Annotated in this window: 20 protein-coding genes and 1 other RNA gene; 5 read left to right on the top strand and 16 right to left on the bottom strand. The window is 55.4% G+C overall.

Translation table 11 applies throughout. The features are described 5' to 3' along the window. Nucleotides 1-40: 40 nt before the first annotated feature. The 7 genes from gcvP to A8O29_RS04430 all read right to left on the bottom strand — a co-directional run bounded on the left by gcvP (nucleotide 41) and on the right by A8O29_RS04430 (nucleotide 9,265). A complete protein-coding gene (gene gcvP / locus A8O29_RS04460) occupies nucleotides 41-2,914 on the bottom strand; it encodes an aminomethyl-transferring glycine dehydrogenase (protein ID WP_125352825.1) in 2,874 nt (957 codons plus the stop codon). 128 nt (nucleotides 2,915-3,042) lie between these two features. Continuing rightward, the gene (gene gcvH, locus A8O29_RS04455; protein WP_125352827.1) at nucleotides 3,043-3,429 is read right to left on the bottom strand and encodes a glycine cleavage system protein GcvH; all 387 of its coding nucleotides are present in this window, start codon (nucleotides 3,427-3,429) and stop codon (nucleotides 3,043-3,045) included. Nucleotides 3,430-3,456: 27 nt separating this feature from the next. Beyond that, complete coding sequence (gene gcvT / locus A8O29_RS04450; protein WP_125352829.1) at nucleotides 3,457-4,551, bottom strand: glycine cleavage system aminomethyltransferase GcvT; 1,095 nt, start codon at nucleotides 4,549-4,551, stop codon at nucleotides 3,457-3,459. Nucleotides 4,552-4,970: 419 nt separating this feature from the next. Continuing rightward, the gene (ubiI, locus tag A8O29_RS04445) at nucleotides 4,971-6,173 is read right to left on the bottom strand and encodes an FAD-dependent 2-octaprenylphenol hydroxylase (RefSeq protein ID WP_125352831.1); all 1,203 of its coding nucleotides are present in this window, start codon (nucleotides 6,171-6,173) and stop codon (nucleotides 4,971-4,973) included. A gap of 11 nt (nucleotides 6,174-6,184) precedes the next feature. After that, nucleotides 6,185-7,351, bottom strand: coding sequence for a 2-octaprenyl-6-methoxyphenyl hydroxylase (ubiH, locus tag A8O29_RS04440; RefSeq protein WP_125352833.1), 1,167 nt, complete (start codon nucleotides 7,349-7,351; stop codon nucleotides 6,185-6,187). Next, entirely contained in the window at nucleotides 7,348-8,661 is a 1,314-nt protein-coding gene (gene pepP / locus A8O29_RS04435; protein ID WP_125352834.1) for a Xaa-Pro aminopeptidase, read from the bottom strand. Before pepP ends, ubiH begins: the two co-directional genes overlap by 4 nt. 25 nt (nucleotides 8,662-8,686) lie before the next feature. Further along, entirely contained in the window at nucleotides 8,687-9,265 is a 579-nt protein-coding gene (locus tag A8O29_RS04430) for a YecA/YgfB family protein (protein WP_125352836.1), read from the bottom strand. A gap of 167 nt (nucleotides 9,266-9,432) precedes the next feature. Between A8O29_RS04430 and zapA the strand changes: the two genes are divergently transcribed. The 3 genes from zapA to A8O29_RS04415 all read left to right on the top strand — a co-directional run bounded on the left by zapA (nucleotide 9,433) and on the right by A8O29_RS04415 (nucleotide 10,606). Beyond that, a complete protein-coding gene (gene zapA / locus A8O29_RS04425; protein WP_110511969.1) occupies nucleotides 9,433-9,762 on the top strand; it encodes a cell division protein ZapA in 330 nt (109 codons plus the stop codon). A 42-nt stretch (nucleotides 9,763-9,804) separates the two neighbouring features. After that, a non-coding RNA gene (ssrS, locus tag A8O29_RS04420) (6S RNA) lies at nucleotides 9,805-9,988 on the top strand. 18 nt (nucleotides 9,989-10,006) lie between these two features. Beyond that, the gene (locus A8O29_RS04415) at nucleotides 10,007-10,606 is read left to right on the top strand and encodes a 5-formyltetrahydrofolate cyclo-ligase (RefSeq protein WP_125352838.1); all 600 of its coding nucleotides are present in this window, start codon (nucleotides 10,007-10,009) and stop codon (nucleotides 10,604-10,606) included. A 73-nt stretch (nucleotides 10,607-10,679) separates the two neighbouring features. Here A8O29_RS04415 and serA read toward each other — a convergent pair whose 3' ends face one another. After that, entirely contained in the window at nucleotides 10,680-11,912 is a 1,233-nt protein-coding gene (gene serA / locus A8O29_RS04410) for a phosphoglycerate dehydrogenase (protein WP_125352839.1), read from the bottom strand. Nucleotides 11,913-12,174: 262 nt separating this feature from the next. Continuing rightward, nucleotides 12,175-12,834, bottom strand: coding sequence for a ribose-5-phosphate isomerase RpiA (rpiA, locus tag A8O29_RS04405; RefSeq protein WP_110511966.1), 660 nt, complete (start codon nucleotides 12,832-12,834; stop codon nucleotides 12,175-12,177). 160 nt (nucleotides 12,835-12,994) lie between these two features. Between rpiA and argP the strand changes: the two genes are divergently transcribed. Next, complete coding sequence (gene argP, locus A8O29_RS04400) at nucleotides 12,995-13,888, top strand: DNA-binding transcriptional regulator ArgP (RefSeq protein ID WP_110511965.1); 894 nt, start codon at nucleotides 12,995-12,997, stop codon at nucleotides 13,886-13,888. Between the two features lie 61 nt (nucleotides 13,889-13,949). Here the strand turns inward: argP and A8O29_RS04395 are convergent, their stop codons facing one another. Next, nucleotides 13,950-14,687, bottom strand: coding sequence for an oxidative stress defense protein (locus A8O29_RS04395; RefSeq protein ID WP_110511964.1), 738 nt, complete (start codon nucleotides 14,685-14,687; stop codon nucleotides 13,950-13,952). Between the two features lie 90 nt (nucleotides 14,688-14,777). Beyond that, nucleotides 14,778-15,413 (bottom strand): arginine exporter ArgO, encoded by a 636-nt coding sequence (gene argO / locus A8O29_RS04390; protein ID WP_110511963.1) that lies wholly within the window; start codon nucleotides 15,411-15,413, stop codon nucleotides 14,778-14,780. Between the two features lie 204 nt (nucleotides 15,414-15,617). On the opposite strand from argO, the gene dctP reads away from it, so the two are divergent. Then, entirely contained in the window at nucleotides 15,618-16,658 is a 1,041-nt protein-coding gene (gene dctP, locus A8O29_RS04385) for a TRAP transporter substrate-binding protein DctP (RefSeq protein WP_174081221.1), read from the top strand. An 81-nt stretch (nucleotides 16,659-16,739) separates the two neighbouring features. Here dctP and A8O29_RS04380 read toward each other — a convergent pair whose 3' ends face one another. From A8O29_RS04380 to tkt, 5 genes are all read right to left on the bottom strand, one after another. Continuing rightward, the gene (locus tag A8O29_RS04380) at nucleotides 16,740-17,603 is read right to left on the bottom strand and encodes a small-conductance mechanosensitive channel MscS (protein WP_110511961.1); all 864 of its coding nucleotides are present in this window, start codon (nucleotides 17,601-17,603) and stop codon (nucleotides 16,740-16,742) included. A gap of 192 nt (nucleotides 17,604-17,795) precedes the next feature. Then, nucleotides 17,796-18,875 carry a class II fructose-bisphosphate aldolase gene (gene fbaA, locus A8O29_RS04375; protein WP_110511960.1) on the bottom strand — a complete coding sequence of 360 codons (1,080 nt, stop codon included), beginning with the start codon at nucleotides 18,873-18,875 and terminating at the stop codon, nucleotides 17,796-17,798. A 103-nt stretch (nucleotides 18,876-18,978) separates the two neighbouring features. Further along, nucleotides 18,979-20,142: a phosphoglycerate kinase gene (gene pgk / locus A8O29_RS04370; RefSeq protein ID WP_110511959.1), complete on the bottom strand. Its 1,164-nt coding sequence runs from the start codon at nucleotides 20,140-20,142 to the stop codon at nucleotides 18,979-18,981. 47 nt (nucleotides 20,143-20,189) lie between these two features. Beyond that, entirely contained in the window at nucleotides 20,190-21,209 is a 1,020-nt protein-coding gene (gene epd / locus A8O29_RS04365) for an erythrose-4-phosphate dehydrogenase (RefSeq protein WP_125352841.1), read from the bottom strand. Between the two features lie 310 nt (nucleotides 21,210-21,519). Next, nucleotides 21,520-23,511 carry a transketolase gene (tkt, locus tag A8O29_RS04360; protein WP_125352842.1) on the bottom strand — a complete coding sequence of 664 codons (1,992 nt, stop codon included), beginning with the start codon at nucleotides 23,509-23,511 and terminating at the stop codon, nucleotides 21,520-21,522. Between the last annotated feature and the right edge of the window lie 274 nt (nucleotides 23,512-23,785).

The following is a 23,785-nucleotide window of genomic DNA, read 5'->3' as shown; positions in this document are numbered from 1 at the left end:
GGGCGCCGAAGCGCCCTTAAACAAGAGTGTGTTCAGCCAATTACTGATATTCGCTCATCGGTACACACGAGCAGAACAGGTTGCGGTCGCCGTATACGTCATCCAGACGTTTCACGGTTGGCCAGTACTTGTTCGCCATGCCTGCCGGGAAGACGGCCACTTCGCGGCTGTAACCGTGGTTCCACTCTGCCACAAGCTCGTTCTGAGTGTGCGGCGCGTTCACCAGTGGGTTATCTTCCAGCGGCCATTCGCCCTGCTGTACGCGGCTGATTTCATTGCGGATAGCCAGCATCGCATCGACGAAGCGGTCGATTTCCACTTTGCTTTCTGATTCCGTTGGCTCAACCATCAGCGTGCCCGCTACCGGGAAGGACATGGTCGGTGCGTGGAAACCATAGTCGATCAGACGTTTAGCAATATCCAGCTCGCTGATGCCGGTCTCTTCTTTCAGCGGACGGATGTCGAGGATACATTCATGCGCCACACGACCATCGCGGCCGGTATACAGCACCGGATACGCATCTTGCAGGCGGGTCGCAATGTAGTTGGCGTTAAGAATCGCCACCTGGCTCGCCTGCTTCAGACCTTGCGCACCCATCATGCGAATGTACATCCAGCTGATTGGCAGAATCGATGCGCTGCCGAACGGTGCCGCGGAAACTGCGCCCTGACGGGTCAGCATGCCTTCGATTTGCACCACGCTGTGACCCGGCACGAACGGTGCCAGATGCGCTTTCACGCCAATCGGACCCATGCCTGGGCCGCCGCCGCCGTGCGGGATGCAGAAGGTTTTGTGCAGGTTGAGGTGCGATACGTCCGCGCCGATAAAGCCTGGCGAGGTGATGCCTACCTGGGCGTTCATGTTTGCGCCGTCGAGGTAAACCTGACCGCCAAACTGATGCACGATCTCGCACACTTCGCGGATAGTTTCTTCGTACACGCCGTGCGTCGACGGGTAAGTCACCATGATGCAGGAGAGGTTTTCGCCCGCCTGCGCCGCCTTCTCACGCAGATCAGCCAGGTCGATGTTGCCCTGTTTGTCACAGGCCACGACCACCACCTGCATGCCCGCCATTTGTGCGGACGCCGGGTTGGTGCCGTGGGCAGAACTTGGGATCAGACAGATATCGCGATGCCCGTCGTTGCGGCTTTCGTGATAATGACGAATCGCCAGCAGGCCCGCGTATTCACCCTGTGCGCCGGAATTCGGCTGCATGCACAGTGCGTCGTAGCCGGTCAGTTTCACCAGCCAGTCGGACAACTGGTTGATCATCTGATGATAGCCTTCAGCCTGATCCGCCGGGCAGAACGGGTGCAGTTCAGCAAACTCCGGCCAGGTGATTGGGATCATTTCCGCGGCAGCGTTGAGTTTCATGGTGCAGGATCCCAGCGGGATCATCGCCTGATTCAGCGCCAGATCTTTACGCTCCAGCGAGTGCATGTAGCGCATCATCTCGGTTTCGCTGTGGTAGCGGTTGAACACCGGATGGGTCAGGATTTCGTCTTCACGCAGCATCGCCTGCGGAATAGAGCGGCTGTCGTGCGCCACGTCTTTATCCAGGCTGTCGATGTTCAGGCCGTGATCGTCACCCGCGATAACAGTCAGTAGCGCCAGCACGTCTTCGCGAGTGGTGGTTTCATCCAGCGTAATGCCGACCGCGTGATGAATGTCGCTGCGCAGGTTGATTTCTGCGGCTTCTGCACGTGCCAGTACGGCGGCTTTATCGGCCACTTCCACGCACAGGGTGTCGAAGAAGTGTTCGTGACGTAGCTTCAGGCCTTTCTGTTGCAGGCCGGTCGCCAGGATATCGGTCAGGCGGTGAATACGCCCGGCAATACGCTTCAGACCCGCCGGACCGTGGAACACGGCGTACAGACTGGCGATGTTGGCCAGCAGCACCTGAGAGGTACAGATGTTGGAGTTCGCTTTCTCGCGGCGGATATGCTGCTCGCGGGTCTGCATCGCCATGCGCAGCGCGGTGTTACCGGCAGCGTCTTTGGATACGCCGATAATACGGCCTGGCATGGAGCGTTTGAATTCATCTTTTGCAGCGAAGAAGGCGGCGTGTGGACCACCGTAGCCCATCGGCACGCCGAAGCGCTGAGCGGAGCCAAACACGATATCGGCGCCCTGTTTGCCCGGTGCGGTCAGCAGAACCAGCGCCATAAAATCGGCGGCAACGCTGACGATCACTTTGCGTGCTTTCAGCTCGTTAATCAGCGGGCTGTAATCATGCACTTCACCGGTGGTGCCGACCTGCTGCAACAGTACGCCGAATACATCCTGATGGTCGATCGCTTTTTCAGCGTCGTCGACAATCACTTCAAAACCAAAGGTTTCTGCACGGGTGCGTACCACGTCCAGAGTCTGGGGATGAATATCGGCAGCCACGAAGAAGCGGTTGGCGTTTTTCAGTTTGCTAACGCGTTTCGCCATCGCCATGGCTTCTGCCGCGGCGGTCGCTTCGTCGAGCAGTGACGCAGAGGCGATATCCAGCCCGGTCAGGTCGAGGGTGACGGTCTGGAAGTTCAGCAGCGCTTCCAGGCGGCCCTGTGAAACTTCCGGCTGATACGGCGTGTAGGCGGTGTACCAGCCCGGATTTTCCAGCATGTTGCGCTGAATAACCGGCGGCAGCTGCACGGCGGTGTAGCCCATGCCAATGTAAGACTTAAAGCGCTTGTTGCGGCTGGCGATGCCTTTCAGTTCGGCCAGTGCGGCGAATTCGGTGGTCGCATCACCGACCTGCGGTGGCGTCGCGAGCTGAATATCCTGCGGCACAATCTGGCCGGTCAGCGCGTCTAACGACTCTGCGCCAACGGTATTCAGCATTTCCTGTTGCTGCTGCGCATCCGGGCCAATATGGCGATCGATGAATGCGCCGCGGTGTTCAAGCTGGCTTAAGGTCTGTGTCATGAGCGATGGTTCCTGAAACGTGCAGTGAATCGGTAATGTCTTAACTAACATGCCCGGTGGCGCTGTCGCTTACCGGGCCTACACTTCCAACCGTAGGCCGGATAAACGTAGTGCCATCCGGCACATTTTTAGTCGTCTAACAGCGCTTCGTACGCGGAGGCATCCAGCAAAGCGGCAACTTGCGCTTCGTCGCTGGCTTTGATTTTGAAGATCCAGCCGCCAGTATACGGCTCACTGTTAACCAACTCTGGGGAATCGCTCAGCGTGTCGTTGACGGCCACGATTTCACCGCTGATAGGTGCATAGATGTCAGATGCCGCTTTTACGGATTCCGCTACCGCACAGTCATCGCCAGCGTCAACGGTTTTACCGACTTCTGGCAGGTCGACAAAGACCATGTCGCCCAGCAGTTCCTGTGCGTGCTCGGTGATGCCTACGGTGTAAGAGCCATCGGCTTCTTTACGCAGCCATTCGTGTTCTTTGCTGTATTTCAGTTCTGCAGGTACATTGCTCATTAAAATTTCTCCAGAAAAAATAATCGATTACACGACGGCTTTGCCGGCGCGTACAAATACAGGTTTAGTGACGGTGACGGGCATTTCGCGGTTACGGATTTGAACCACCGCCGTTTCACCGATGCCCGCAGGCACGCGAGCCAGCGCAATGCTGTAACCCAGCGTTGGCGAGAACGTGCCGCTGGTTATCACGCCTTCGCGTTGATTCCCCTGAGCATCGGTAAAGCGCACCGGCAGTTCGCCACGCAGTACGCCTTTCTCGGTCATCACCAGCCCCACTAATTGTTCAGTACCATGCTCACGCTGAGCTTCCAGCGCTTCGCGGCCGATGAAGTCACGGTCAGCAGGTTCCCAGGCAATGGTCCAGCCCATGTTGGCCGCCAGCGGAGAAACACCTTCGTCCATCTCCTGACCGTACAGATTCATCCCCGCTTCCAGACGCAGCGTGTCACGCGCACCCAGCCCGCAAGGCTTGACGCCGGTTTCGACCAGCGCATGCCAGAAGTCTGCCGCTTTCTCATTCGGCAGCGCAATTTCATAGCCCGCTTCGCCGGTGTAGCCAGTGGTCGCCACAAACAGGTCACCTGCCTGCACGCCGAAGAACGGCTTCATGCCTTCCACCGCACTGCGCTGTTCATCGTTGAACAAGCTGGCAGCTTTGGCCTGCGCGTCCGGGCCCTGCACCGCAATCAGCGACAGATCGTCACGCACGGTGATGTCGATGCCGTACGGTTCAGCGTGTTGGCTAATCCAGGCAAGGTCTTTTTCACGGGTGGCGGAGTTGACGACGAGGCGGAAATAATCTTCGGTGAGGAAATAAACAATCAGGTCATCAATGACCCCGGCGGAGGCGTTGAGCATGCCGGTGTAGAGCGCTTTGCCGGGCTTGGTCAGCTTGGCAACGTCGTTAGCCAGCAGATAGCGCAGGAATTCGCGAGTGCGGCTGCCGCGCAGGTCGACGATGGTCATGTGCGAGACATCGAACATTCCGGCGCTGGTGCGTACCGCATGGTGCTCGTCAATCTGCGAGCCATAATGCAGCGGCATCATCCAGCCATGGAAGTCCACCATGCGTGCGCCACACAGCGTGTGTTGTTCATACAAAGGCGTCTGTTGAGCCATCTTGTCCTCATTGAATAAGCGGGGCTACAGGTGCTTTGCGGACTCAGAAGTCGCTACAAAGCCCAGCGCCGATACCGCTCAGGGCACCGACGCAAACGTTCTCTTTCGTCTGACGTTACCACCGAAAACTGCGGTAAACCATAAGGCAAAGCAATCCATCAGATTAGCTTATGACCAAAATGTGCGAAAAACTCTACAGAACGATCGACTGGGTTTCTGCGACTAATGCCACATAAAATTAACATTGTCGTTCTGGATTTGGTGATAAATGATATTTCATGCGGGAAATTGGGCGGAATTTTCGTAAGGGAATTCTTGCTACATTAATAAAACTAATGCGAAAAAGGCAGTGGGATTAGATTATTTCAAACGAGGAAAACACACCCGGCAGGACTGCCGGGTGAGGAAGTGTGATCGACTTAACGCAACCAGCCAGGAAGATCGTTCAGGCCCATCGCCTGACGAATAAGTTGAGGTTTTACCCCCGGCAGCGTGTCGGCCAGTTTCAGGCCGATATCGCGGAACAGTTTCTTCGCCGGATTGACCCCGGCAAACAGTTCGCGGAAGCCCTGCATACCCGCCAGCATTAATGCGGCACTGTGCTTGCGGCTACGCTCGTAGCGACGCAGATAGAAGTGCTGGCCGAAATCTTTACCCTGCGCGTGCAGACGGCGAATTTCTTCGATCAGTTCTGCGGCATCCATAAAGCCGAGGTTTACGCCCTGCCCGGCTAGCGGATGAATGGTATGCGCCGCATCCCCCACCAGCGCCAGACGATGCGCGGCAAACTGGCGAGCATAGCGCCCGGTGAGCGGGAATACCGCCCGCTCGCTGGCCACTTCACACAGGCCCAGACGGTTATCAAAGGCCACGTTCAGCGCCTGGTTGAATGTCGCGTCGTCGGCTTGCTGCATCTTCGCGGCTTCGTCAGGCGATAACGACCAGACGATGGAGCACAGATGTGGGTCGCTTAAGGGCAGAAACGCCAGAATGCCTTCGCCATGAAACGCCTGACGCGCCACCGCCTGATGCGGTTCAGCGGTACGAATGGTCGCTACCAGCGCGTGATGGCGATAATCCCAGGAGGTCAGCGGAATATCCGCTTTACCACGCAGCCAGGAGTTCGCGCCATCGGCGCCAATCACCAGACGTGCGGTCAGCATGTTGCCGTCTTTCAGCGTCAGAAACGCCTCGTTTTCGCCCCAGGCCACCTGCGCCAGTTCGGCGGGCGCCATCAGCGTAACGTCGTTACAGCGCTCCGCTTTTTTCCACAGCGCATGGTGGATCACGCCATTTTCAATGATGTGCCCCAAATGGCTGTAGCCGAGGCTGGCATCATCAAACGCGATACGCCCGAAGCTGTCTTTATCCCACACTTCCATACCGTGATAGCGGCTGGCGCGCTCGGCCACAATGTCATTCCAGACATCGAGACGCGAGAGCAGTTTTTCACTGGCGGCGTTAATGGCGGAAACACGAAGCTGCGGAGCGGAATCAGCCACCACGGGCTGGGGCTGATGTTGTTCAATGACCGCCACGCGCAGTCCACTGCCCTGCAATCCGCAGGCCACGGCGAGGCCGACCATTCCACCACCGACGATAGCGATATCTACATTTTGCACGTTGTTGTTCCTTATCTCGCTACCTGACCCAGGGTACGCTGCGCCAGCGCATCGCGCGCCGGAGTGAATAATTCCATCGCCATCAGCCCGACGTTTCGTCCGGCCACCAGCGGTGCCCAGCGATTGGCGAACAGATAGACCAGACCGTCGGTCACGCCGACCGTCGCACTTTTATCGTCAGCGCGGCGCTGTTGATAGCGGCTTAACAGCGCATAGTCGCCCGGATCGTTCGCCTGCGCGAGCATTTCTGCCAGCGAGATAACGTCGCGTAGCCCAAGGTTAAATCCCTGTCCGGCGATCGGGTGCAATGTTTGCGCCGCGTTGCCAACTAACGCCATGCGGTGCGATATCGCCCGGCTGGCAGTGGTCAGGGAAAGTGGATAGGCATTGCGGCTGCCGCTGTGGGTAATGCGCCCGAGTCGCCAGCCAAACGCCTGCTGTAGTTCCTGGCAGAAGCGAGCATCAGACCAACTCAGAACCTCATCACGGTTCTCCAGCGGATGGCACCACACCAGCGAACAGCGTCCGTCTGACATCGGTAACATCGCCAGCGGGCCATGTTCGGTAAAACGCTCAAACGCGCGGCCGTCGTGTGGCACGGCAGTGGTCACGTTGGCGATCACCGCCAGCTGTTCGTAAGGCTGTTGCTCCCAGGCAATCCCGCACTGTTCGCCGAGCGCTGAACGCGAGCCATCTGCGGCAACCAGCAGTTTCCCGGTGAGTGTAACGCCGTTATCGAGCACCACATCGACGCTGTCCTGGCTGCGGGTAAAACTGTCGACCCGCGCCGGACAATGTAACGTTACGCCTGGCGCTTTACGTAATAACGCAAAAAGACGCTGGCCGACATCGTGCAGTTCGACCACCTGCCCTAGCGCAGGCAGGCTGTAATCGTCGGCATCCAGCGTCACGAAACCAGCATGACCGCGATCGCTGACGTGAACGGTACGAATAGCCGTGGCGCATTCCCGCAGCGCCTGCCAGATACCTACGCGGGCCAGTTGCTGACAAGTGCCTGCGGCCAGGGCGATAGCGCGAGCATCAAAGCCCGGATGCGCCTGGGAATCCGGTGCGACGGCTTCCACTAAATGTACCGGCAATTTGCCCGCGCTGAGATGCGAAATCGCCAGCGCCAGCGTTGCGCCGGTCATGCCGCCGCCTACGATAATCACGCTCATTGGGCGTGCGCCGCCATCAGGGCTTCGATATCGTCCGCGCGTTTTACCACGCTGGCGGTCAGATTCTCATTGCCGTTTTCAGTTATCACAATGTCATCTTCAATACGGATGCCGATGCCGCGGTATTGCTCCGGCACGTCGGCGTCCGGGGCGATATACAGGCCGGGTTCAACGGTCAGCACCATGCCCGGCTCGAGCACGCGGGAACGATCCGCGCCGTATTCGCCGACATCGTGAACGTCCAGGCCCAGCCAGTGGCTGAGGCCATGCATGAAGAATTTGCGGTGCGCATTGTCGGCAATCAGCGGGTCAACTTCCCCATTGAGGATGCCGAGCGAGACCAATCCGCTGACCATCACGCGCACGACTTCGCCGGTGACGTCCTGGATGGTCGTTCCTGGGCGATAAAGTTTCAGGGCCGTTTCCAGCGATTCGAGCACGATGTCGTAGATTTCACGCTGTGCCGGGGTGAATTTTCCGTTCACCGGGAACGTGCGGGTGATGTCGCCGGCGTAGCCACGATATTCGCAGCCCGCGTCGATCAGCACGACATCGCCGTCGCGCAGTTCAGATTCGTTTTCGGTGTAATGCAGAATGCAGCCGTTTTCGCCGCCGCCAACGATGGTGTTGTAGGACGGGTAGCGCGCGCCGTGGCGGGTAAATTCATGATGAATTTCACCTTCGAGCTGATACTCAAACATGCCCGGACGGCAGGTTTGCATGGCGCGAGTGTGCCCCAGCGCGGTGATTTCCCCGGCCCGGCGCATTACGTCAATTTCTTCCGCAGATTTGAACAGGCGCATTTCGTGCACCAACGGACGCCAGTCGACCATTGCCGCTGGCGCTTTCAGATTCTGGCGCGAGCCTTTGCGCAGCTTATCCAGCGCGTTGAACACGATGCTGTCGGCATAAGCGTATTCGCCTTGCGCGTGATACACCGCGTCCAGACCGTTCAGCAACTGATACAGCTGCTCGTCGATTTCGCTGAACGCCAGCGCACGATCCACGCCCAGTTTTTCAGGCGCAGCGTCCTGGCCCAGTCGGCGACCAAACCAGATTTCGGCGGTCAGGTCGCGAACGCGATTAAACAGAACGCTGTGGTTATGGGTGTCATCACTTTTAATCAGCACCAGCACCGCTTCTGGCTCGTTAAAGCCGGTGAAGTAGCTGAAATCACTGCTTTGGCGATACGGGTATTCCGTGTCGGCGCTGCGTATGGCTTCCGGTGCGGCAAAAATTAATGCCGCGCTGCCTGATGGCATCTGCGCCAGCAGTTTTTGCCGACGCTGAAGGTACTCTTGCTGAGTCATGACACCCTCCTGAACATTCTTATTATTAGTGTAAGGTCGGTTTGCGAACTTCTGGCGCGGTCGGCTGTTGATGCGTGAAGGTATCGTGGCACAGCAAAGCGGCAACACGAACGTACTCGACGATTTCTTCGAGCGACATCTCGAGCTCTTCCTGATCTTCGTCTTCTTCATAACCCAGTTGGGCTATGTTACGCAGATCGTCGATGGCTTCACCGGTTTCGCCTTTCACTTTCTCAAGCTTCGGCTGGGTCACACCCAGGCCGAGCAGGAAGTGATTGACCCAGCCAGATAGCGCATCGGCACGCACAAAGACGCTGATGTCATCGCCATCAGGGATGTACAGCTGGAACTGGAAACCTTCGTCTTCCAGCGCATCGCTGGTGACGGCGTGGACCTTACGCAGCACCTCGGCCAGTTCGTGGCCGAAAGCCATGCCTTCGTTGGTCAGGTCATGCACCAGCGGCAGCCAGCTACTGTCTTTGTTGCCGCCACACAGCATGCCGCTAATCAGCCCGTGCATTTCGGCAGGCGTTAAACCTACACCCTGTTGGGTAAGTAACTGGTTCACATCGTTGTAACCAGGCATTTCGTTCTGTATAGACATGCGCATTCGTCGTCGTTGGGGGGAAGTTTCATGTTATGCTACCACTTTGGACCCTGGTGAACCAGAAAAGGGCTTGTATGTTCACACTGGGGTAGCTATAGTGTCGCCCCTTCGCGGGCCCCGGTGCGGGCTGTGAAGGTTGCGCAGTCAATCAGCAGGAAGGTGGCATGTCTGCAGAACCCGTCGATATCCAAATTTTTGGCCGTTCACTGCGAGTGAATTGCCCGCCTGAACAAAGGGATGCCCTTAATCAGGCCGCGGACGATCTGAATCAGCGGTTGCAAGATCTAAAAGAACGCACTAGAGTCACAAATACTGAGCAGCTGGTCTTCATCGCCGCCCTGAACATCAGCTACGAGCTGACGCAGGAAAGAGCGAAGACCCGTGACTACGCTGCCAGCATGGAAACACGTATTCGAATGCTGCAACAGACCATTGAACAGGCACTTCTTGATCAAGGTCGCACAACCGAAAAAACGGGTCCAAAGTTTGAATAACACTTCATGGTTTACTATGGTAGAGTGACCCTGAAGAACAAAATTTCTCTGAGATGTTCGCAAGCGGGCCAGTCCCCTGAGCCGATATTTCATACCACAAGAATGTGGCGCTCCACGGTTGGTGAGCATGCTCGGTTCGTCCGAGAAGCCTTAAGACTGTGACGACATATTCACCTTGAACCAAGGGTTCAAGGGTTACAGCCTGCGGCGGCATCTCGGAGATTCCCTACCTTCTGTTTCTACCATGACACTCGTGCCTGAAATCCCCTCAGCAAGACAAGACATCCGCCAGATTATCCGGCAGCGCAGACGCGCACTGACTCCAGACCAACAACAGCATTTTGCCGAACAGGCTGCTTATCGCATGATGGCGTATCCGCCGGTGATGATGGGCCAGACCGTAGCGCTGTTTCTCTCTTTCGACGGCGAACTCGATACCCGCCCGCTCATTGAGCAGCTCTGGCTCAGCGGCAAGAAAGTGTATCTGCCGGTTCTGCATCCGTTCAGCCCTGGAAATCTGTTGTTCCTTTATTACCATCCCCATTCCGAACTGGTTGTGAACCGGCTGAAAATCCAGGAGCCGAAGCTGGACGTGCGCGACGTGCTACCGCTCAGTGAACTGGATGTGCTGATTACGCCGCTGGTCGCGTTTGACGCGCAGGGCCAACGACTCGGTATGGGCGGTGGGTTTTACGACAGGACGCTGCAAAACTGGCAGCAGTACGGCCTTCAGCCGGTCGGTTACGCACATGATTGTCAGCAGGTGGATATGCTACCAACAGAGAAGTGGGATATTCCGCTGCCCGCGGTGGTGACACCATCAAAAGTGTGGGAGTTGAGGTAGATCTTTGCCCGGCGGCGCGTTGCTTGCCGGGCCTACAAACCGGTAAATTGCGCCGCCGGGCAGAAACCGCGAATCAGTAAAGCAGACGCGCGCGAATCGTCCCCGGAATCGCCTTCATACTTTGCAGCGCTTTCTCCGCGACATCTTCTTCCGCTTCAATATCAATCACCACATAGCCCATCTGCGGCGTGGTTTGCAGATACTGCGCGGCAATGTTCACACTCTGTTCAGCAAAAATCTGGTTGATTGCCGTCAGCACGCCCGGACGGTTTTCGTGGATGTGCAGCAGACGACGACCACCGTGCAGCGGCAGCGACACTTCAGGGAAGTTAACCGCTGAAAGCGTAGAACCGTTGTCGGAGTATTTAGCCAGCTTGCCCGCCACTTCCAGACCGATGTTCTCTTGTGCTTCCTGAGTAGAACCACCTATGTGCGGCGTCAGGATCACGTTGTCGAACTCGCACAGCGGCGACATAAACGGATCGGTGTTGGTCGCAGGTTCTGTCGGGAACACGTCGATTGCCGCCCCGGCCAGATGCTTGCTCGCCAGCGCATCACACAGCGCAGGAATATCGACCACCGTGCCGCGTGCCGCGTTGATCAGCAATGAACCCGGCTTCATCAGCGCCAGTTGCTCCGCACCCATCATGTTCTTGGTGGAGGCATTTTCAGGTACGTGCAGGCTCACCACATCGCTCATGTTCAGCAAGTCAGACAAATGCTGTACCTGCGTCGCGTTGCCGAGCGGCAGCTTGTTTTCGATATCGTAGAAGAAGACGTGCATCCCCAGAGATTCCGCCAGAATACCGAGCTGCGTACCGATATGGCCGTAACCGATAATTCCCAGCTTCTTGCCACGCGCCTCAAAGCTGCCCGCCGCCAGTTTGTTCCAGATCCCGCGGTGCGCCTTGGCGTTCGCTTCTGGGATCCCGCGTAGCAGTAACAGCAGTTCGCCAATCACCAGTTCCGCCACGGAACGGGTATTCGAGAACGGTGCGTTAAAGACCGGAACACCTCGTTTCGCCGCAGCATTCAAATCGACCTGATTGGTACCGATGCAGAAACAACCGATGGCCACCAGTTTCTCCGCCGCCTGAATAATGTCTTCAGTCAGTTGAGTACGGGAGCGCAGGCCGATGAAATGGGCATCACGGATCGATTCTTTCAGCTGCTCTGCGTCGAGCGCGCCTTTGTGATATTCAATGTTGGTGTAGCCTGCCGCACGAAGGTTATCGAGTGCTTTTTGATGCACGCCTTCCACCAGCAGAAACTTAATCTTGTCTTTTTCCAGTGATACCTTAGCCATTTCCCCGCCCTGTCTGTCTTGTATCGTTGTTGTGGTGAACGAACGTCCACCTCAGCAACATATCAAAAAAAACTATTGCAGCAATATGAACGTTTGCGTCGGCGTGCTGAAGAAATGTCATTCAGTGGAAATTGGCAGCATAAAATGCTGGATGGGTATATTGAGGCAGCGAGTTAATCAGATGCAGTCGATAAATGTGACACAAGTCACCGAATTTCGCCTGTCGAAAATTTTTTACGGGAGCCAGGCGGCTCCCGTCAGATCATTTCACGATAGTTTTGACACCTTCGGCGGTACCAATCAGCGCCACATCCGCGCCACGGTTGGCGAACAGGCCGACGGTGACCACGCCAGGAATCGCGTTAATCGCGTTTTCCAGCGCAATCGCATCGAGGATTTCCAGGCCGTGCACATCAAGGATAACGTTACCGTTATCGGTCACCACGTTCTGACGATATTCCGGACGGCCGCCCAGTTTTACCAGCTGACGTGCTACCGCGCTGCGCGCCATCGGGATCACTTCCACCGGCAGCGGGAAATGACCGAGGATAGCCACCTGCTTGGAGGAATCGGCAATGCAGATAAACTTGTCGGCAACAGAGGCGATGATTTTCTCGCGGGTCAGCGCCGCGCCACCACCTTTGATCATCTGCATGTGATCGTTAATCTCATCAGCACCATCAACGTAGACGCCCAGGCTGTCCACTTCGTTGAGATCAAACACGTGAATACCTAAGCTTTTCAGCTTTTCGGTAGAAGCGTCCGAGCTGGAAACGGCACCTTCAATCTGGCCTTTCATGGTACCCAGTGCGTCGATAAAGTGCGCGGCGGTCGAGCCCGTGCCAACACCGACGATGGTTCCCGGTTGTACATATTGAAGTGCTGCCCAGCCAACTGCTTTTTTCAGTTCATCCTGCGTCATGATTTTTGCCTGTGGTGTGATGGGATGCCGCGCATTATAGATCATTCACCTCAGAAATGTCCTTGCAGACACCGGGTGTTGCGTGCCCAATTTGGTTCTGTATCTAACATAAATTTATGTCATAGTGCGGATAACACAAGATGAGGAGTCAGTCAGAGCAATGAAACGTCCGGACTACAGAACACTACAGGCATTGGATGCGGTTATTCGGGAACGCGGGTTTGAACGCGCCGCACAAAAGCTGTGTATTACCCAGTCCGCCGTCTCTCAGCGAATCAAACAGCTGGAAAATATGTTCGGGCAGCCTTTACTGGTGCGAACCGTGCCTCCTCGTCCGACCGAGCAAGGGCAGAAACTGCTGGCACTGCTGCGTCAGGTTGAGCTGCTGGAGGAAGAGTGGCTGGGCGATGAGCAAACCGGCTCCACGCCGCTGCTGCTTTCACTGGCGGTCAACGCCGACAGTCTGGCAACCTGGCTGCTGCCCGCGCTCTCTGCGGTGCTGTCTGATTCGCCGATCCGCCTGAATCTTCAGGTTGAAGATGAAACGCGTACCCAGGAACGTCTGCGTCGCGGTGAAGTGGTGGGCGCGGTGAGTATCCAGCCACAACCGCTGCCGAGCTGTCTGGTCGATCAGCTCGGGGCGCTCGATTATCTGTTCGTCGCGTCAAAGTCATTTGCGCAACGCTACTTCCCCAACGGCGTAACGCGCTCCGCCCTGCTGAAAGCGCCGGTGGTGGCGTTTGACCATCTCGATGATATGCACCAGGCATTTTTGCAGCAGAACTTCGATCTGCCGCCGGGCAGCGTTCCGTGCCATATCGTGAACTCGTCGGAGGCCTTCGTGCAGCTGGCACGTCAGGGCACCACCTGCTGTATGATCCCGCATCTGCAAATTGAGCGTGAGCTGGATAGCGGTGAGCTTATCAACCTGACGCCGGGTCTGTTCCAGCGTCGGATGCTGTACTGGCACCGCTTTGCGCCGGAAAGCCGCATGATGCGTCGGGTGACCGATGCCCTGCTGGAGTACGGACACAAAGTTCTGCGCCAGGACTGATCAAAAACGCCGGGTTTCCCCGGCGTTTTCATTTATAGCACTACTATCGCATTACAGCTTTTTATTCCGCTTTCTTCTGCGGTTCAGCCTGCGTCGGTTCGAGCTGGAAGACAACGTCTACCTGGTCGTCGAATTGAATAGTTGGCTGTTCGTAGGTTTCCTGCGCGGAAGGTGCAGCGGCGGCATCGGCCTTCATCATTCGAACCATTGGGCTCGGCTGATAGTTAGACACATGATAGCGCACGCTGTAGACCGGGCCGAGCTTGGCATTAAAGCCGGAAGCCAGCTCTTTTGCTTGATGCACGGCATCGTCAATCGCGGCTTTACGGGCTTTATCTTTGTACTCTTCCGGTTGCGCAACGCCGAGCGATACGGAACGGATTTCATTCAGACCCGCTTTCAGCGCGCCATCCAGCAGCGAATTCAGCTTATCCAGCTGACGCAACGTAACTTCAACGGTACGCACCGCACGGTAGCCTTTCAGAATGCTTTTGCCGTTCTGATAGTCATAATCCGGTTGGGTACGGAGGTTGGCAGAACTGATGTCTTTTTTAGCGACATCGTTTTTCTCAAGGAAAGCGAGATACTGGGCTACGCGATCGTCGGCCTGTTTCTTCGCCGTTGCAGCATCTTTTGCCGCAACGTTGACTTCAATTGCCAGAGTCGCGATATCAGGCGCAGCGTCTACGCTTGCCGTGCCGGAGGTAACAATGTGCGGTCCATCTGGCAACTCATTTGCCTGTACCGACATCGCACCAAATCCTACTAATGCCGCCAGGGCCATCACTTTAAACTTCACTGTCGTTCCTCCTTGTTACGTCTTGACCCCAAAACAGGGCGCATGCCTGCAAGCTTAGCTTCTGAGGATTAAATGTCCATAAGACAAGACTTAGTTGAACAAGGCGTGAACATGTGAGATGCCATCTTTCGCCAGCTGGAAAGCGATAAACCACATCACCAGCCCCACCAGCAGATTAATGATGCGCTGCGCTTTGGCGGTGCGCAAACGCGGGGCCAGCCAGGCGGCGAGCAGTGCCAGACCAAAGAACCACAGGAAAGACGCGCTCACGGTGCCTAGCGCGAACCAGCGTTTAGGCTCTGCACCTAACTGCCCGCCGAGGCTGCCGAGCACCACGAAAGTGTCCAGATAAACATGCGGATTAAGCCAGGTCACCGCCAGCATGGTGGCGATAATCTTCCAGCGGCCCTGTTTCATCACTTCCGCACTGGCCAATTCCAGGTTACTGCCCATCGCCGTTTTCAGCGCGCCAAATCCGTACCATAGCAGGAACGCCACGCCGCCCCAGGTGACGAACGCCAGCAGCCATGGAGATTGCATCAGCAGCGCGCTGCCGCCAAACACACCGGCGCATATCAACAGCAAATCACTGACCGCACAAAGGAAGGCGATCATGATGTGATACTGGCGTCGAATGCCCTGGTTCATGACAAATGCATTCTGCGGCCCAAGAGGAAGGATCATCGCCGCGCCGAGGACAAGCCCCTGAATATAATAAGATAACACGATAGTTTTACTCACAGACGTTCGTTAATGACGAAACTATAACGCGCGACCTTCATTAGCGGAAATGGATAATACTTATCCCTTATTAACATAACTAATAACGCACACTCATTGCACAACTGCATATTCATGCAGCGTCCGTGAGTTATACTGCACTTTGCAATTTTCCCGTAACCTTCCCTTTCACGCGTTCAAGGATTGACCATGAAATTCAAAGCGTTTTTGCTGCAAAGCGTTGCCCTCGCCCTGCTCTTTTCGATATCGCCGGTGCAGGCAGAAACCGTGCTGCGCTACACCGATCACGAGCCGCTCAGCAACATGCGTACCAAAGTGATTAAAGACGTTTTTTTTGCCGCCATCGCTGAGGAATCGCACGGGCGTCTGCGCGTGGAAGATCACTGGAACGGCGAGCTGGCGGTCAGCTACGACGCGCTGAAAACGGTCAGCGAAGGGAAAGTCGCGGATATGGGCATCGTGGTGCCGGAATATACCGCAGAGCAATTACCGCTGCATCAGATCTTCAAAAGCTTCCCGCTGGGGCCAGACAACGGTGACGCGCAGGTGAAATTCTTCCATAACGTGTTCCGCGATATGCCGCAGTTTTCCGCTGAACTTGCCGCCAATAACCTGGTGAATCTGCAATTTTTCCTCGGCTACCCTGCGGCGTTTTTCTCCACCCGCCCCTCGCTGAAATACGACAATCTGAAAGATACCACCTGGCGCACCGCAAGCTTCTGGCATCAGGCGTATCTGGAAAATGCGGGGGCGAAGGTCGTCAAGATGCCATGGAATGCGCAAATCACGGACGCATTGCGTAACGGAACGCTGAGCGGTCTGCTGGTTAATCTGGACAGTGGCGATGACATTCACGCCTGGCAAGCGGCAAAAGAAGTTCGCGTTTCGCCGCGCCTGTGGCTGGGACATGTTTATCTGCTGGTGATGAATAAAACGCGCTGGAAAAGCCTGTCAGAAGAGGACAAGGCCGCCATTCGCCGGGCTGCTGTCCGCACGGAGAAAACGTTGGGGGTGACGCTGGACACCAGCCTGAAACAGATGACTCAGAACATGAGTCATCAAGGCGCACATGTTCGGACGCTAACGCCGCAGGAGCTGAATACCTGGCAGCACGCCAGCCGTTATCAGGCCGTTCAGGCTGACTGGGTGGCGCAGCAGGAGGCAAAGGGGGTGCAGAATGCGGATGCCACGCTGAAAGCCGTTTCGGCCCTGCTCAAACAGGTGCAATAAATGACAACGCCCGACGGCGAGACGCTTGCAGGGGCCCACGGATTTCGTAGACCCGTCCAGCGCGGCGCCGTCAGGCAACAATTACGCGGCTTCTGACTGCTCTTTCACGCGTTTAAAATTCACGTCCATCTGCGGATACGGGAAGCTGATGCCGTTGGCATCGAAGTCACGCTTCACTTGCTCCAGCACATCCCAGTAAACGTTTTGCAGGTCGCCACTTTTGCTCCAGGCACGAACCACAAAGTTAATGGATGAAGGCCCTAACTCGTTCAGCCGCACGGTAATGTCACGATCTTTCAGGATGCGTTCATCGGACTCTACGATGTGGGTCAGCAGCTGCTTCACCTTATCGATATCGGAATCATACGCCACGCCAATAATAAATTCGTTACGACGTACCGGTTCGCGGGAGAAGTTGATGATGTTCCCGGCGATGATTTTGCCGTTCGGGATAACCACAATTTTGCCGTCGATGGTGCGCATGGTAGTGGAGAAAATCTGCACATTGAGCACGGTACCGGCCACGCCGCCGAGATCAACATATTCACCCGCACGGAACGGACGGAACATCACCAGCAGCACGCCAGCCGCCAGGTTGGAGAGCGAGCCTTGCAGCGCCAAGCCGACGGCCAAACCTGCGGCACCGAGAACGGCGATAACCGATGCGGTCTGCACGCCGACGCGACCGAGCGCGGCAATCAGGGTGAAGGCAATAATCGCATAGCGCAGCATTGCTGACAGGAAGTCAGCCACAGTGGCATCAATCTGACGCGCGCGCATCACACGGTTAACGGCATTCGAAACCAGTCGGGCGATAATCATCCCGATGACGATAATGGCGATAGCCGCGACGATATTCACCGCATAGCTCAGCAGCAGCGCCTGGTTGCGCACCAGCCATGAGCCTGCGTGGTTTATACTGTCGACAACGTTCAAATCTTCCATCTGATAATCCTTATAGCGACCCTAACGGGGAATAAAACTCGACGAACCTGCAAACAGGCAGTCCGTTAAGGGTAAACAAGAATTGTCCGTTTTGCCAAGTAGTTCACAGAATTAAGCAAAATTATCCTGTTGAAAAGGCAATAAAAAAGCCCGCTAAATAGCGGGCTTAGGGCAGAAATCAGCGTTCAAGAATTACAGAACGTCAACCGCGTTCAGTTCTTTGAATGCCTGCTCCAGACGAGTAATCATAGAGGTCTGAGCAGCACGCAGCCATACGCGTGGATCGTAGTATTTCTTGTTCGGCTGGTCGTCGCCTTTCGGGTTGCCCAGCTGACCCTGCAGGTAAGCTTCGTTTTCTTTGTAATAGTTCAGGATACCTTCCCAAGTTGCCCACTGGGTATCGGTATCGATGTTCATTTTGATTACGCCGTAGCTTACGGAGTCTTTGATTTCCTGAGCAGAAGAACCGGAACCGCCGTGGAAGACGAAGTTCAGGCTGTTGTGCGGCAGGTTGTGTTTCTTGGACACGAATTCCTGAGAATCACGCAGGATAGTCGGGGTCAGAACCACGTTGCCTGGCTTGTACACACCGTGCACGTTACCGAAGGAAGCAGCGATGGTGAAACGTGGGCTAATCGCGTTCAGTTTGGTGTACGCGTAGTCAACGTCTTCTGGCTGAGTGTACAGAGCAGATGCGTCCATATGGCTGTTATCAACGCCATCTTCTTCACCGCCGGTGCAGCCCAGTTCGATTTCCAGAGTCATGTCCATTTTGGCCATGCGCGCCAGGTATTTGGAGCAGATTTCGATGTTCTCTTCCAGAGACTCTTCGGACAGGTCGATCATGTGAGAAGAGAACAGTGGTTTACCGGTAGCAGCGAAGTGTTTTTCGCCCGCGTCCAGCAGACCGTCGATCCACGGCAGCAGTTTCTTCGCGCAGTGGTCAGTGTGCAGAATAACTGGAACACCGTAGTGCTCAGCCATCTGGTGAACGTGGTGTGCACCAGAGATAGCACCCAGGATAGCAGCGCCCTGAGGAACGTCAGTTTTAACGCCTTTACCTGCGATGAACGCAGCGCCGCCGTTGGAGAACTGAACGATAACAGGTGCTTTAGCTTTTGCAGCAGTTTCCAGTACGGCGTTGATGGAGTCGGTACCCACACAGTTTACCGCTGGCAGTGCAAAGTTGTTCTCTTTTGCTACCTGGAAAACTTTCTGTACGTCATCACCGGTGATAACACCTGGTTTTACGAAATCAAAAATCTTAGACATGATTGTTTGTCCTGTATCGTCGGCATTTAGAAAAAACGTTTGTGCCACCGAATGCGTTACGGCGGCAAAAAATCAACGGGCAGGTTAACCCTGCCCGGAATCATTACTTCTTAGCGCGCTCTTCGAGCATCGCTACTGCTGGCAGAACTTTGCCTTCCACGAATTCGAGGAATGCGCCACCGCCAGTGGAGATGTAGGAGATCTTGTCGGAGATACCGAACAGGTCGATTGCAGCCAGAGTATCGCCGCCGCCTGCGATGGAGAACGCTTCGCTATCCGCGATGGCGTTAGCCACGATTTCAGTACCTTTACGGAAGTTCGGGAATTCGAACACGCCAACCGGACCGTTCCACAGAATCGTTTTGGCATTTTTCAGGATATCAGCCAGTTTCTGTGCAGAAACGTCGCCCAGGTCCAGAATCTGCTCTTCATCTTTGATGTCGTTAACAGATTTCAGGGTTGCTGGTGCAGTTTCGGAGAACTCAGTTGCCACGCGAACGTCAGTCGGAACGGGGATATCGCAAGTGGTCAGCAGACGTTTTGCTTCTTCTACCAGGTCAGCTTCGTACAGGGATTTGCCCACGTTGTGGCCCTGAGCGGCAACGAAGGTGTTGGCGATGCCACCACCAACGATCAGCTGGTCAGCAATTTTGGACAGAGAATCCAGAACGGTCAGTTTGGTGGAAACTTTAGAACCACCAACGATAGCAACCATTGGACGAGCTGGGTTACCCAGTGCTTTGCCCAGTGCGTCCAGTTCTGCTGCCAGCAGTGGACCTGCACACGCGACGTCAGCAAATTTGCCGATACCGTGGGTGGAAGCCTGTGCACGGTGTGCAGTACCGAATGCGTCCATGACGAATACGTCGCACAGAGCAGCGTATTTCTTGGACAGTGCTTCGTCGTCTTTCTTCTCGCCTTTGTTGAAGCGAACGTTTTCCAGAACCACCAGTTCACCGGCAGCAACTTCAACGCCGTCCAGGTAATCTTTTACCAGGCGAACTGGGTTAGACAGTTTGTCTTTCAGGTAGTTAACTACCGGAAGCAGAGAGAATTCTTCGTTGTACTCGCCTTCGGTCGGACGACCCAGGTGAGAAGTCACCATCACTTTAGCGCCCTGTTTCAGAGCCATTTCGATGGTTGGCAGGGACGCACGAATACGCGCATCGCTGGTCACTTTTCCGTCTTTAACCGGAACGTTCAGATCGGCACGGATGAAAACGCGTTTACCAGCCAGATCCAGATCGGTCATCTTAATTACAGACATGGTGAATCCTCTCGTTGATTCTAAAGTTTTGCAGACGCCACAGCGCCTTACCTGAAACCTGTATTGGCCATCGCTAACGTGGTGTCGAGCATTCGGTTAGCGAAACCCCATTCATTATCACACCAGACCAGCGTTTTGATCAGATGCGCACCGCTGACCCGCGTCTGCGTGCCATCAACAATGGCACTGTGCGGATCGTGGTTAAAATCTATTGAGACCAACGGTAATTCCGTATAGTCAACTATACCATGAAATGCCCCCAGCGCCGCTTTTTGCAGCAACTGGTTGACTTCAAACGCTTTTACCGGATGCTTCACGGTCACGCTGAGGTCGATTGCAGTGACGTTAATCGTCGGCACGCGCACGGCAATGGCTTCAAATCGGTCATTAAACTGCGGGAAAATTCGGGTGATGCCAGCAGCCAGTTTAGTATCAACTGGAATAATCGACTGACTGGCCGCACGGGTACGACGCAGGTCCGGATGATACGCATCGATAACTTGCTGATCGTGCATCGCCGAATGGATGGTCGTGACCGTTCCCGATTCAATACCCCAGGCATCGTCGAGCAATTTGATGACAGGAATAATGCAGTTGGTGGTGCAGGATGCGTTGGAGACAAGACGGTGTTCGCGTTGCAACTCGTGATGATTAACGCCGTAAACGACCGTTGCGTCGAGATCATTGCTGCCAGGATGTGAAAAGAGCACTTTCTTTGCCCCCGCCGCCAGATGCATTTCGCCATCGGCTCGGGTGCCAAACACACCGGTGCAATCGAGTACGACATCAACACCCAGCTCACGCCACGGCAGCGCATCAAGCGACGGCTCGTGCAGCAGGCGGATAACATCATCGCCGACGTAAAGCTGCTCTCGTTCCTGGCGAACATCCCAGGCAAAGCGGCCATGGCTGGTGTCATATTTCAACAAATGCGCGATGCCCGCAGCATCAGCCAGTTCGTTGATTGCCACCACGGTGATTTCCGCACGACGCCCGGATTCATATAAAGCACGAACCACGTTACGTCCAATGCGACCGAAGCCATTAATCGCTACGCGTACGGTCATAGGTCTCCTGCAAGACTTACCCTGAAATGTGTGGCTGAGAGCGTAATCCAGCCTCACCTGGAAGGGAATCCTTGCTGTCGCAAACTGCGACTGATTGATTATTTGTCGAACATTTAATCGACTGAAACGCTTCAGCAAGAATAATCGAAACACGGAATAAAAGGAATGATTGTCCAGATGGAGAACGAGATTCTCTGACGTACATCACATTTTTAATGGAATAATTTCAGGTGAATTTGCAGTGAGAGTGAATAACGGGCAGAAAAAAACCGGGCATGAAGCCCGGCTTTGAACGCGTTTTAAGGCGTGATTACAGCAGTTCTTTCGCTTTCGCGACAACGTTCGCCACGGTGAAGCCGAACTCTTCAAACAGCAACTCTGCCGGAGCAGATTCGCCGAAGGAGGTCATGCCGACGATAGCGCCGTTCAGACCCACATATTTGAACCAATAATCTGCGATACCGGCTTCGATAGCCACGCGTGCAGACACGGCTTTCGGCAGCACGGATTCACGGTATGCCGCGTCCTGCTTGTCGAATGCGTCGGTAGACGGCATGGAAACCACGCGCGCTTTAACGCCTTCGGCTGAGAGCTGATCCCACGCTGCCACCGCCAGTTCAACTTCAGAACCGGTTGCGATGAAGATAACCTGCGGCTGACCGTCACAATCTTTCAGGACGTATGCACCACGTGCCACGTCTGCCAGCTGCTGAGCGGTACGATCCTGCTGCGCCAGGTTCTGACGGGACAGGATCAGCGCAGTTGGGCCATCGTGACGCTCAACGGCGTATTTCCACGCCACTGCGGATTCAACCTGGTCACATGGACGCCATGTGCTCATGTTCGGGGTCACGCGCAGGGACGCCAGCTGTTCTACAGGCTGGTGAGTCGGGCCATCTTCGCCCAGACCGATTGAGTCGTGGGTGTAGACCATCACCTGGCGCTGTTTCATCAGCGCGGCCATACGTACGGCGTTACGTGCGTATTCCACGAACATCAGGAAGGTAGAGGTGTACGGCAGGAAACCGCCGTGCAGCGCGATACCGTTGGCAATCGCAGTCATACCGAATTCACGCACGCCGTAATGGATGTAGTTACCCGCGGTGTCTTCGTTGATGGCTTTAGAACCAGACCAGATAGTCAGGTTGGACGGCGCCAGGTCAGCAGAACCGCCGAGGAACTCTGGCAGCCATGGACCAAACGCTTCGATAGAGTTCTGGGACGCTTTACGGCTCGCGATTTTCGCTGGATTTGCCTGCAGATTCTCGATGAAAGCCTGTGCTTTTGCATCGAAATCAGCGGGCATTTCGTTCTTCATGCGACGCGTAAATTCTTTAGCTTCCTGTGGGAAGGCTTTAGCGTAAGCAGCGAACTTCTCGTTCCAGGTGGCTTCTTTAGCCTGACCTGCTTCTTTCGCATCCCACTGAGCATAGATTTCAGATGGGATTTCGAATGGCGCGTATTTCCAGCCCAGCTGCTCGCGGGTCGCGGCAACTTCAGCTTCGCCCAGCGGAGCACCGTGGGAATCGTGCGTACCGGCTTTGTTCGGAGAACCGAAACCAATGATGGTTTTGCACATCAGCAGGGACGGTTTGTCCGTCACTTTGCGCGCTTCTTCTACTGCACGCTTGATAGCGTCTGCGTCGTGACCGTCAACGCCAGTCACAACGTGCCAGCCGTAGGCTTCGAAACGCTGTGCGGTGTTATCGGTGAACCAACCTTCAACGTGACCGTCGATGGAGATGCCGTTGTCGTCGTAGAACGCAACCAGTTTGCCCAGCTTCAGGGTACCCGCCAGGGAGCACACTTCGTGGGAGATACCTTCCATCATGCAGCCATCACCCATGAACGCATAGGTGAAGTGGTCGACGATGTCGTGACCTGGACGGTTGAACTGCGCGGCCATGGTTTTTTCCGCGATAGCCATACCGACTGCGTTGGCAATGCCCTGACCCAGCGGGCCAGTGGTGGTTTCTACACCGGCGGTGTAGCCCACTTCCGGGTGACCTGGAGTTTTGGAGTGCAGCTGACGGAAGTTCTGAAGTTCAGATATCGGCAGATCGTAGCCAGTGAGGTGCAGCAGGCTATAAATCAGCATGGAGCCGTGACCGTTAGACAGCACGAAGCGGTCACGATCGGCCCAAGATGGATTCTGTGGATTGTGGTTCAGGAAATCACGCCACAGGACTTCGGCAATGTCAGCCATACCCATTGGGGCACCCGGGTGGCCGGATTTGGCTTTCTGTACTGCATCCATGCTCAGCGCACGAATAGCATTAGCAAGCTCTTTACGTGAGGACATTTTGACTCCAATCGGACTAATGAAGGCAATGCCAAAACGGCTTGACGACAGCGCGTTTTAGGCTACGCCGGAAAAAAGTGTGAACAATGTAACCCAAGCCGCAAGTCATGTACATGGAGCATCCGCGCGGTGCCTGGGAAATCTCTGGATTGTGTCTACAGGTTGCGCAATCTCCTCACTGCCTTGTCATTATTTTCTTTATACTTTGGCTAATTTCCGTTTATTGACCCTACCCAAATAATTCGAGTCGCAGGAAGGCGGCAAGAGAGAAAAT

Source organism: Scandinavium goeteborgense, assembly GCF_003935895.2.
Classification (GTDB): Bacteria; Pseudomonadota; Gammaproteobacteria; order Enterobacterales; family Enterobacteriaceae; genus Scandinavium; species Scandinavium goeteborgense.
This window is presented reverse-complemented; position numbering and strand designations above follow the sequence as displayed.

Excerpts from the sequence above, each read along its gene's own strand:
- gcvH (WP_125352827.1), bottom strand. The coding sequence starts at position 3,429 with ATGAGCAATGTACCTGCAGAACTGAAATACAGCAAAGAACACGAATGG.
- fbaA (WP_110511960.1), bottom strand. The coding sequence starts at position 18,875 with ATGTCTAAGATTTTTGATTTCGTAAAACCAGGTGTTATCACCGGTGAT.
- pepP (WP_125352834.1), bottom strand. The coding sequence starts at position 8,661 with ATGACTCAGCAAGAGTACCTTCAGCGTCGGCAAAAACTGCTGGCGCAG.
- rpiA (WP_110511966.1), bottom strand. The coding sequence starts at position 12,834 with ATGACGCAGGATGAACTGAAAAAAGCAGTTGGCTGGGCAGCACTTCAA.
- tkt (WP_125352842.1), bottom strand. The coding sequence starts at position 23,511 with ATGTCCTCACGTAAAGAGCTTGCTAATGCTATTCGTGCGCTGAGCATG.
- gcvT (WP_125352829.1), bottom strand. The coding sequence starts at position 4,551 with ATGGCTCAACAGACGCCTTTGTATGAACAACACACGCTGTGTGGCGCA.
- serA (WP_125352839.1), bottom strand. The coding sequence starts at position 11,912 with ATGGCTAAGGTATCACTGGAAAAAGACAAGATTAAGTTTCTGCTGGTG.
- A8O29_RS04430 (WP_125352836.1), bottom strand. The coding sequence starts at position 9,265 with ATGTCTATACAGAACGAAATGCCTGGTTACAACGATGTGAACCAGTTA.
- epd (WP_125352841.1), bottom strand. The coding sequence starts at position 21,209 with ATGACCGTACGCGTAGCGATTAATGGCTTCGGTCGCATTGGACGTAAC.
- argP (WP_110511965.1), top strand. The coding sequence starts at position 12,995 with ATGAAACGTCCGGACTACAGAACACTACAGGCATTGGATGCGGTTATT.
- zapA (WP_110511969.1), top strand. The coding sequence starts at position 9,433 with ATGTCTGCAGAACCCGTCGATATCCAAATTTTTGGCCGTTCACTGCGA.
- ubiH (WP_125352833.1), bottom strand. The coding sequence starts at position 7,351 with ATGAGCGTGATTATCGTAGGCGGCGGCATGACCGGCGCAACGCTGGCG.
- dctP (WP_174081221.1), top strand. The coding sequence starts at position 15,618 with ATGAAATTCAAAGCGTTTTTGCTGCAAAGCGTTGCCCTCGCCCTGCTC.
- pgk (WP_110511959.1), bottom strand. The coding sequence starts at position 20,142 with ATGTCTGTAATTAAGATGACCGATCTGGATCTGGCTGGTAAACGCGTT.
- A8O29_RS04380 (WP_110511961.1), bottom strand. The coding sequence starts at position 17,603 with ATGGAAGATTTGAACGTTGTCGACAGTATAAACCACGCAGGCTCATGG.
- A8O29_RS04415 (WP_125352838.1), top strand. The coding sequence starts at position 10,007 with ATGACACTCGTGCCTGAAATCCCCTCAGCAAGACAAGACATCCGCCAG.
- gcvP (WP_125352825.1), bottom strand. The coding sequence starts at position 2,914 with ATGACACAGACCTTAAGCCAGCTTGAACACCGCGGCGCATTCATCGAT.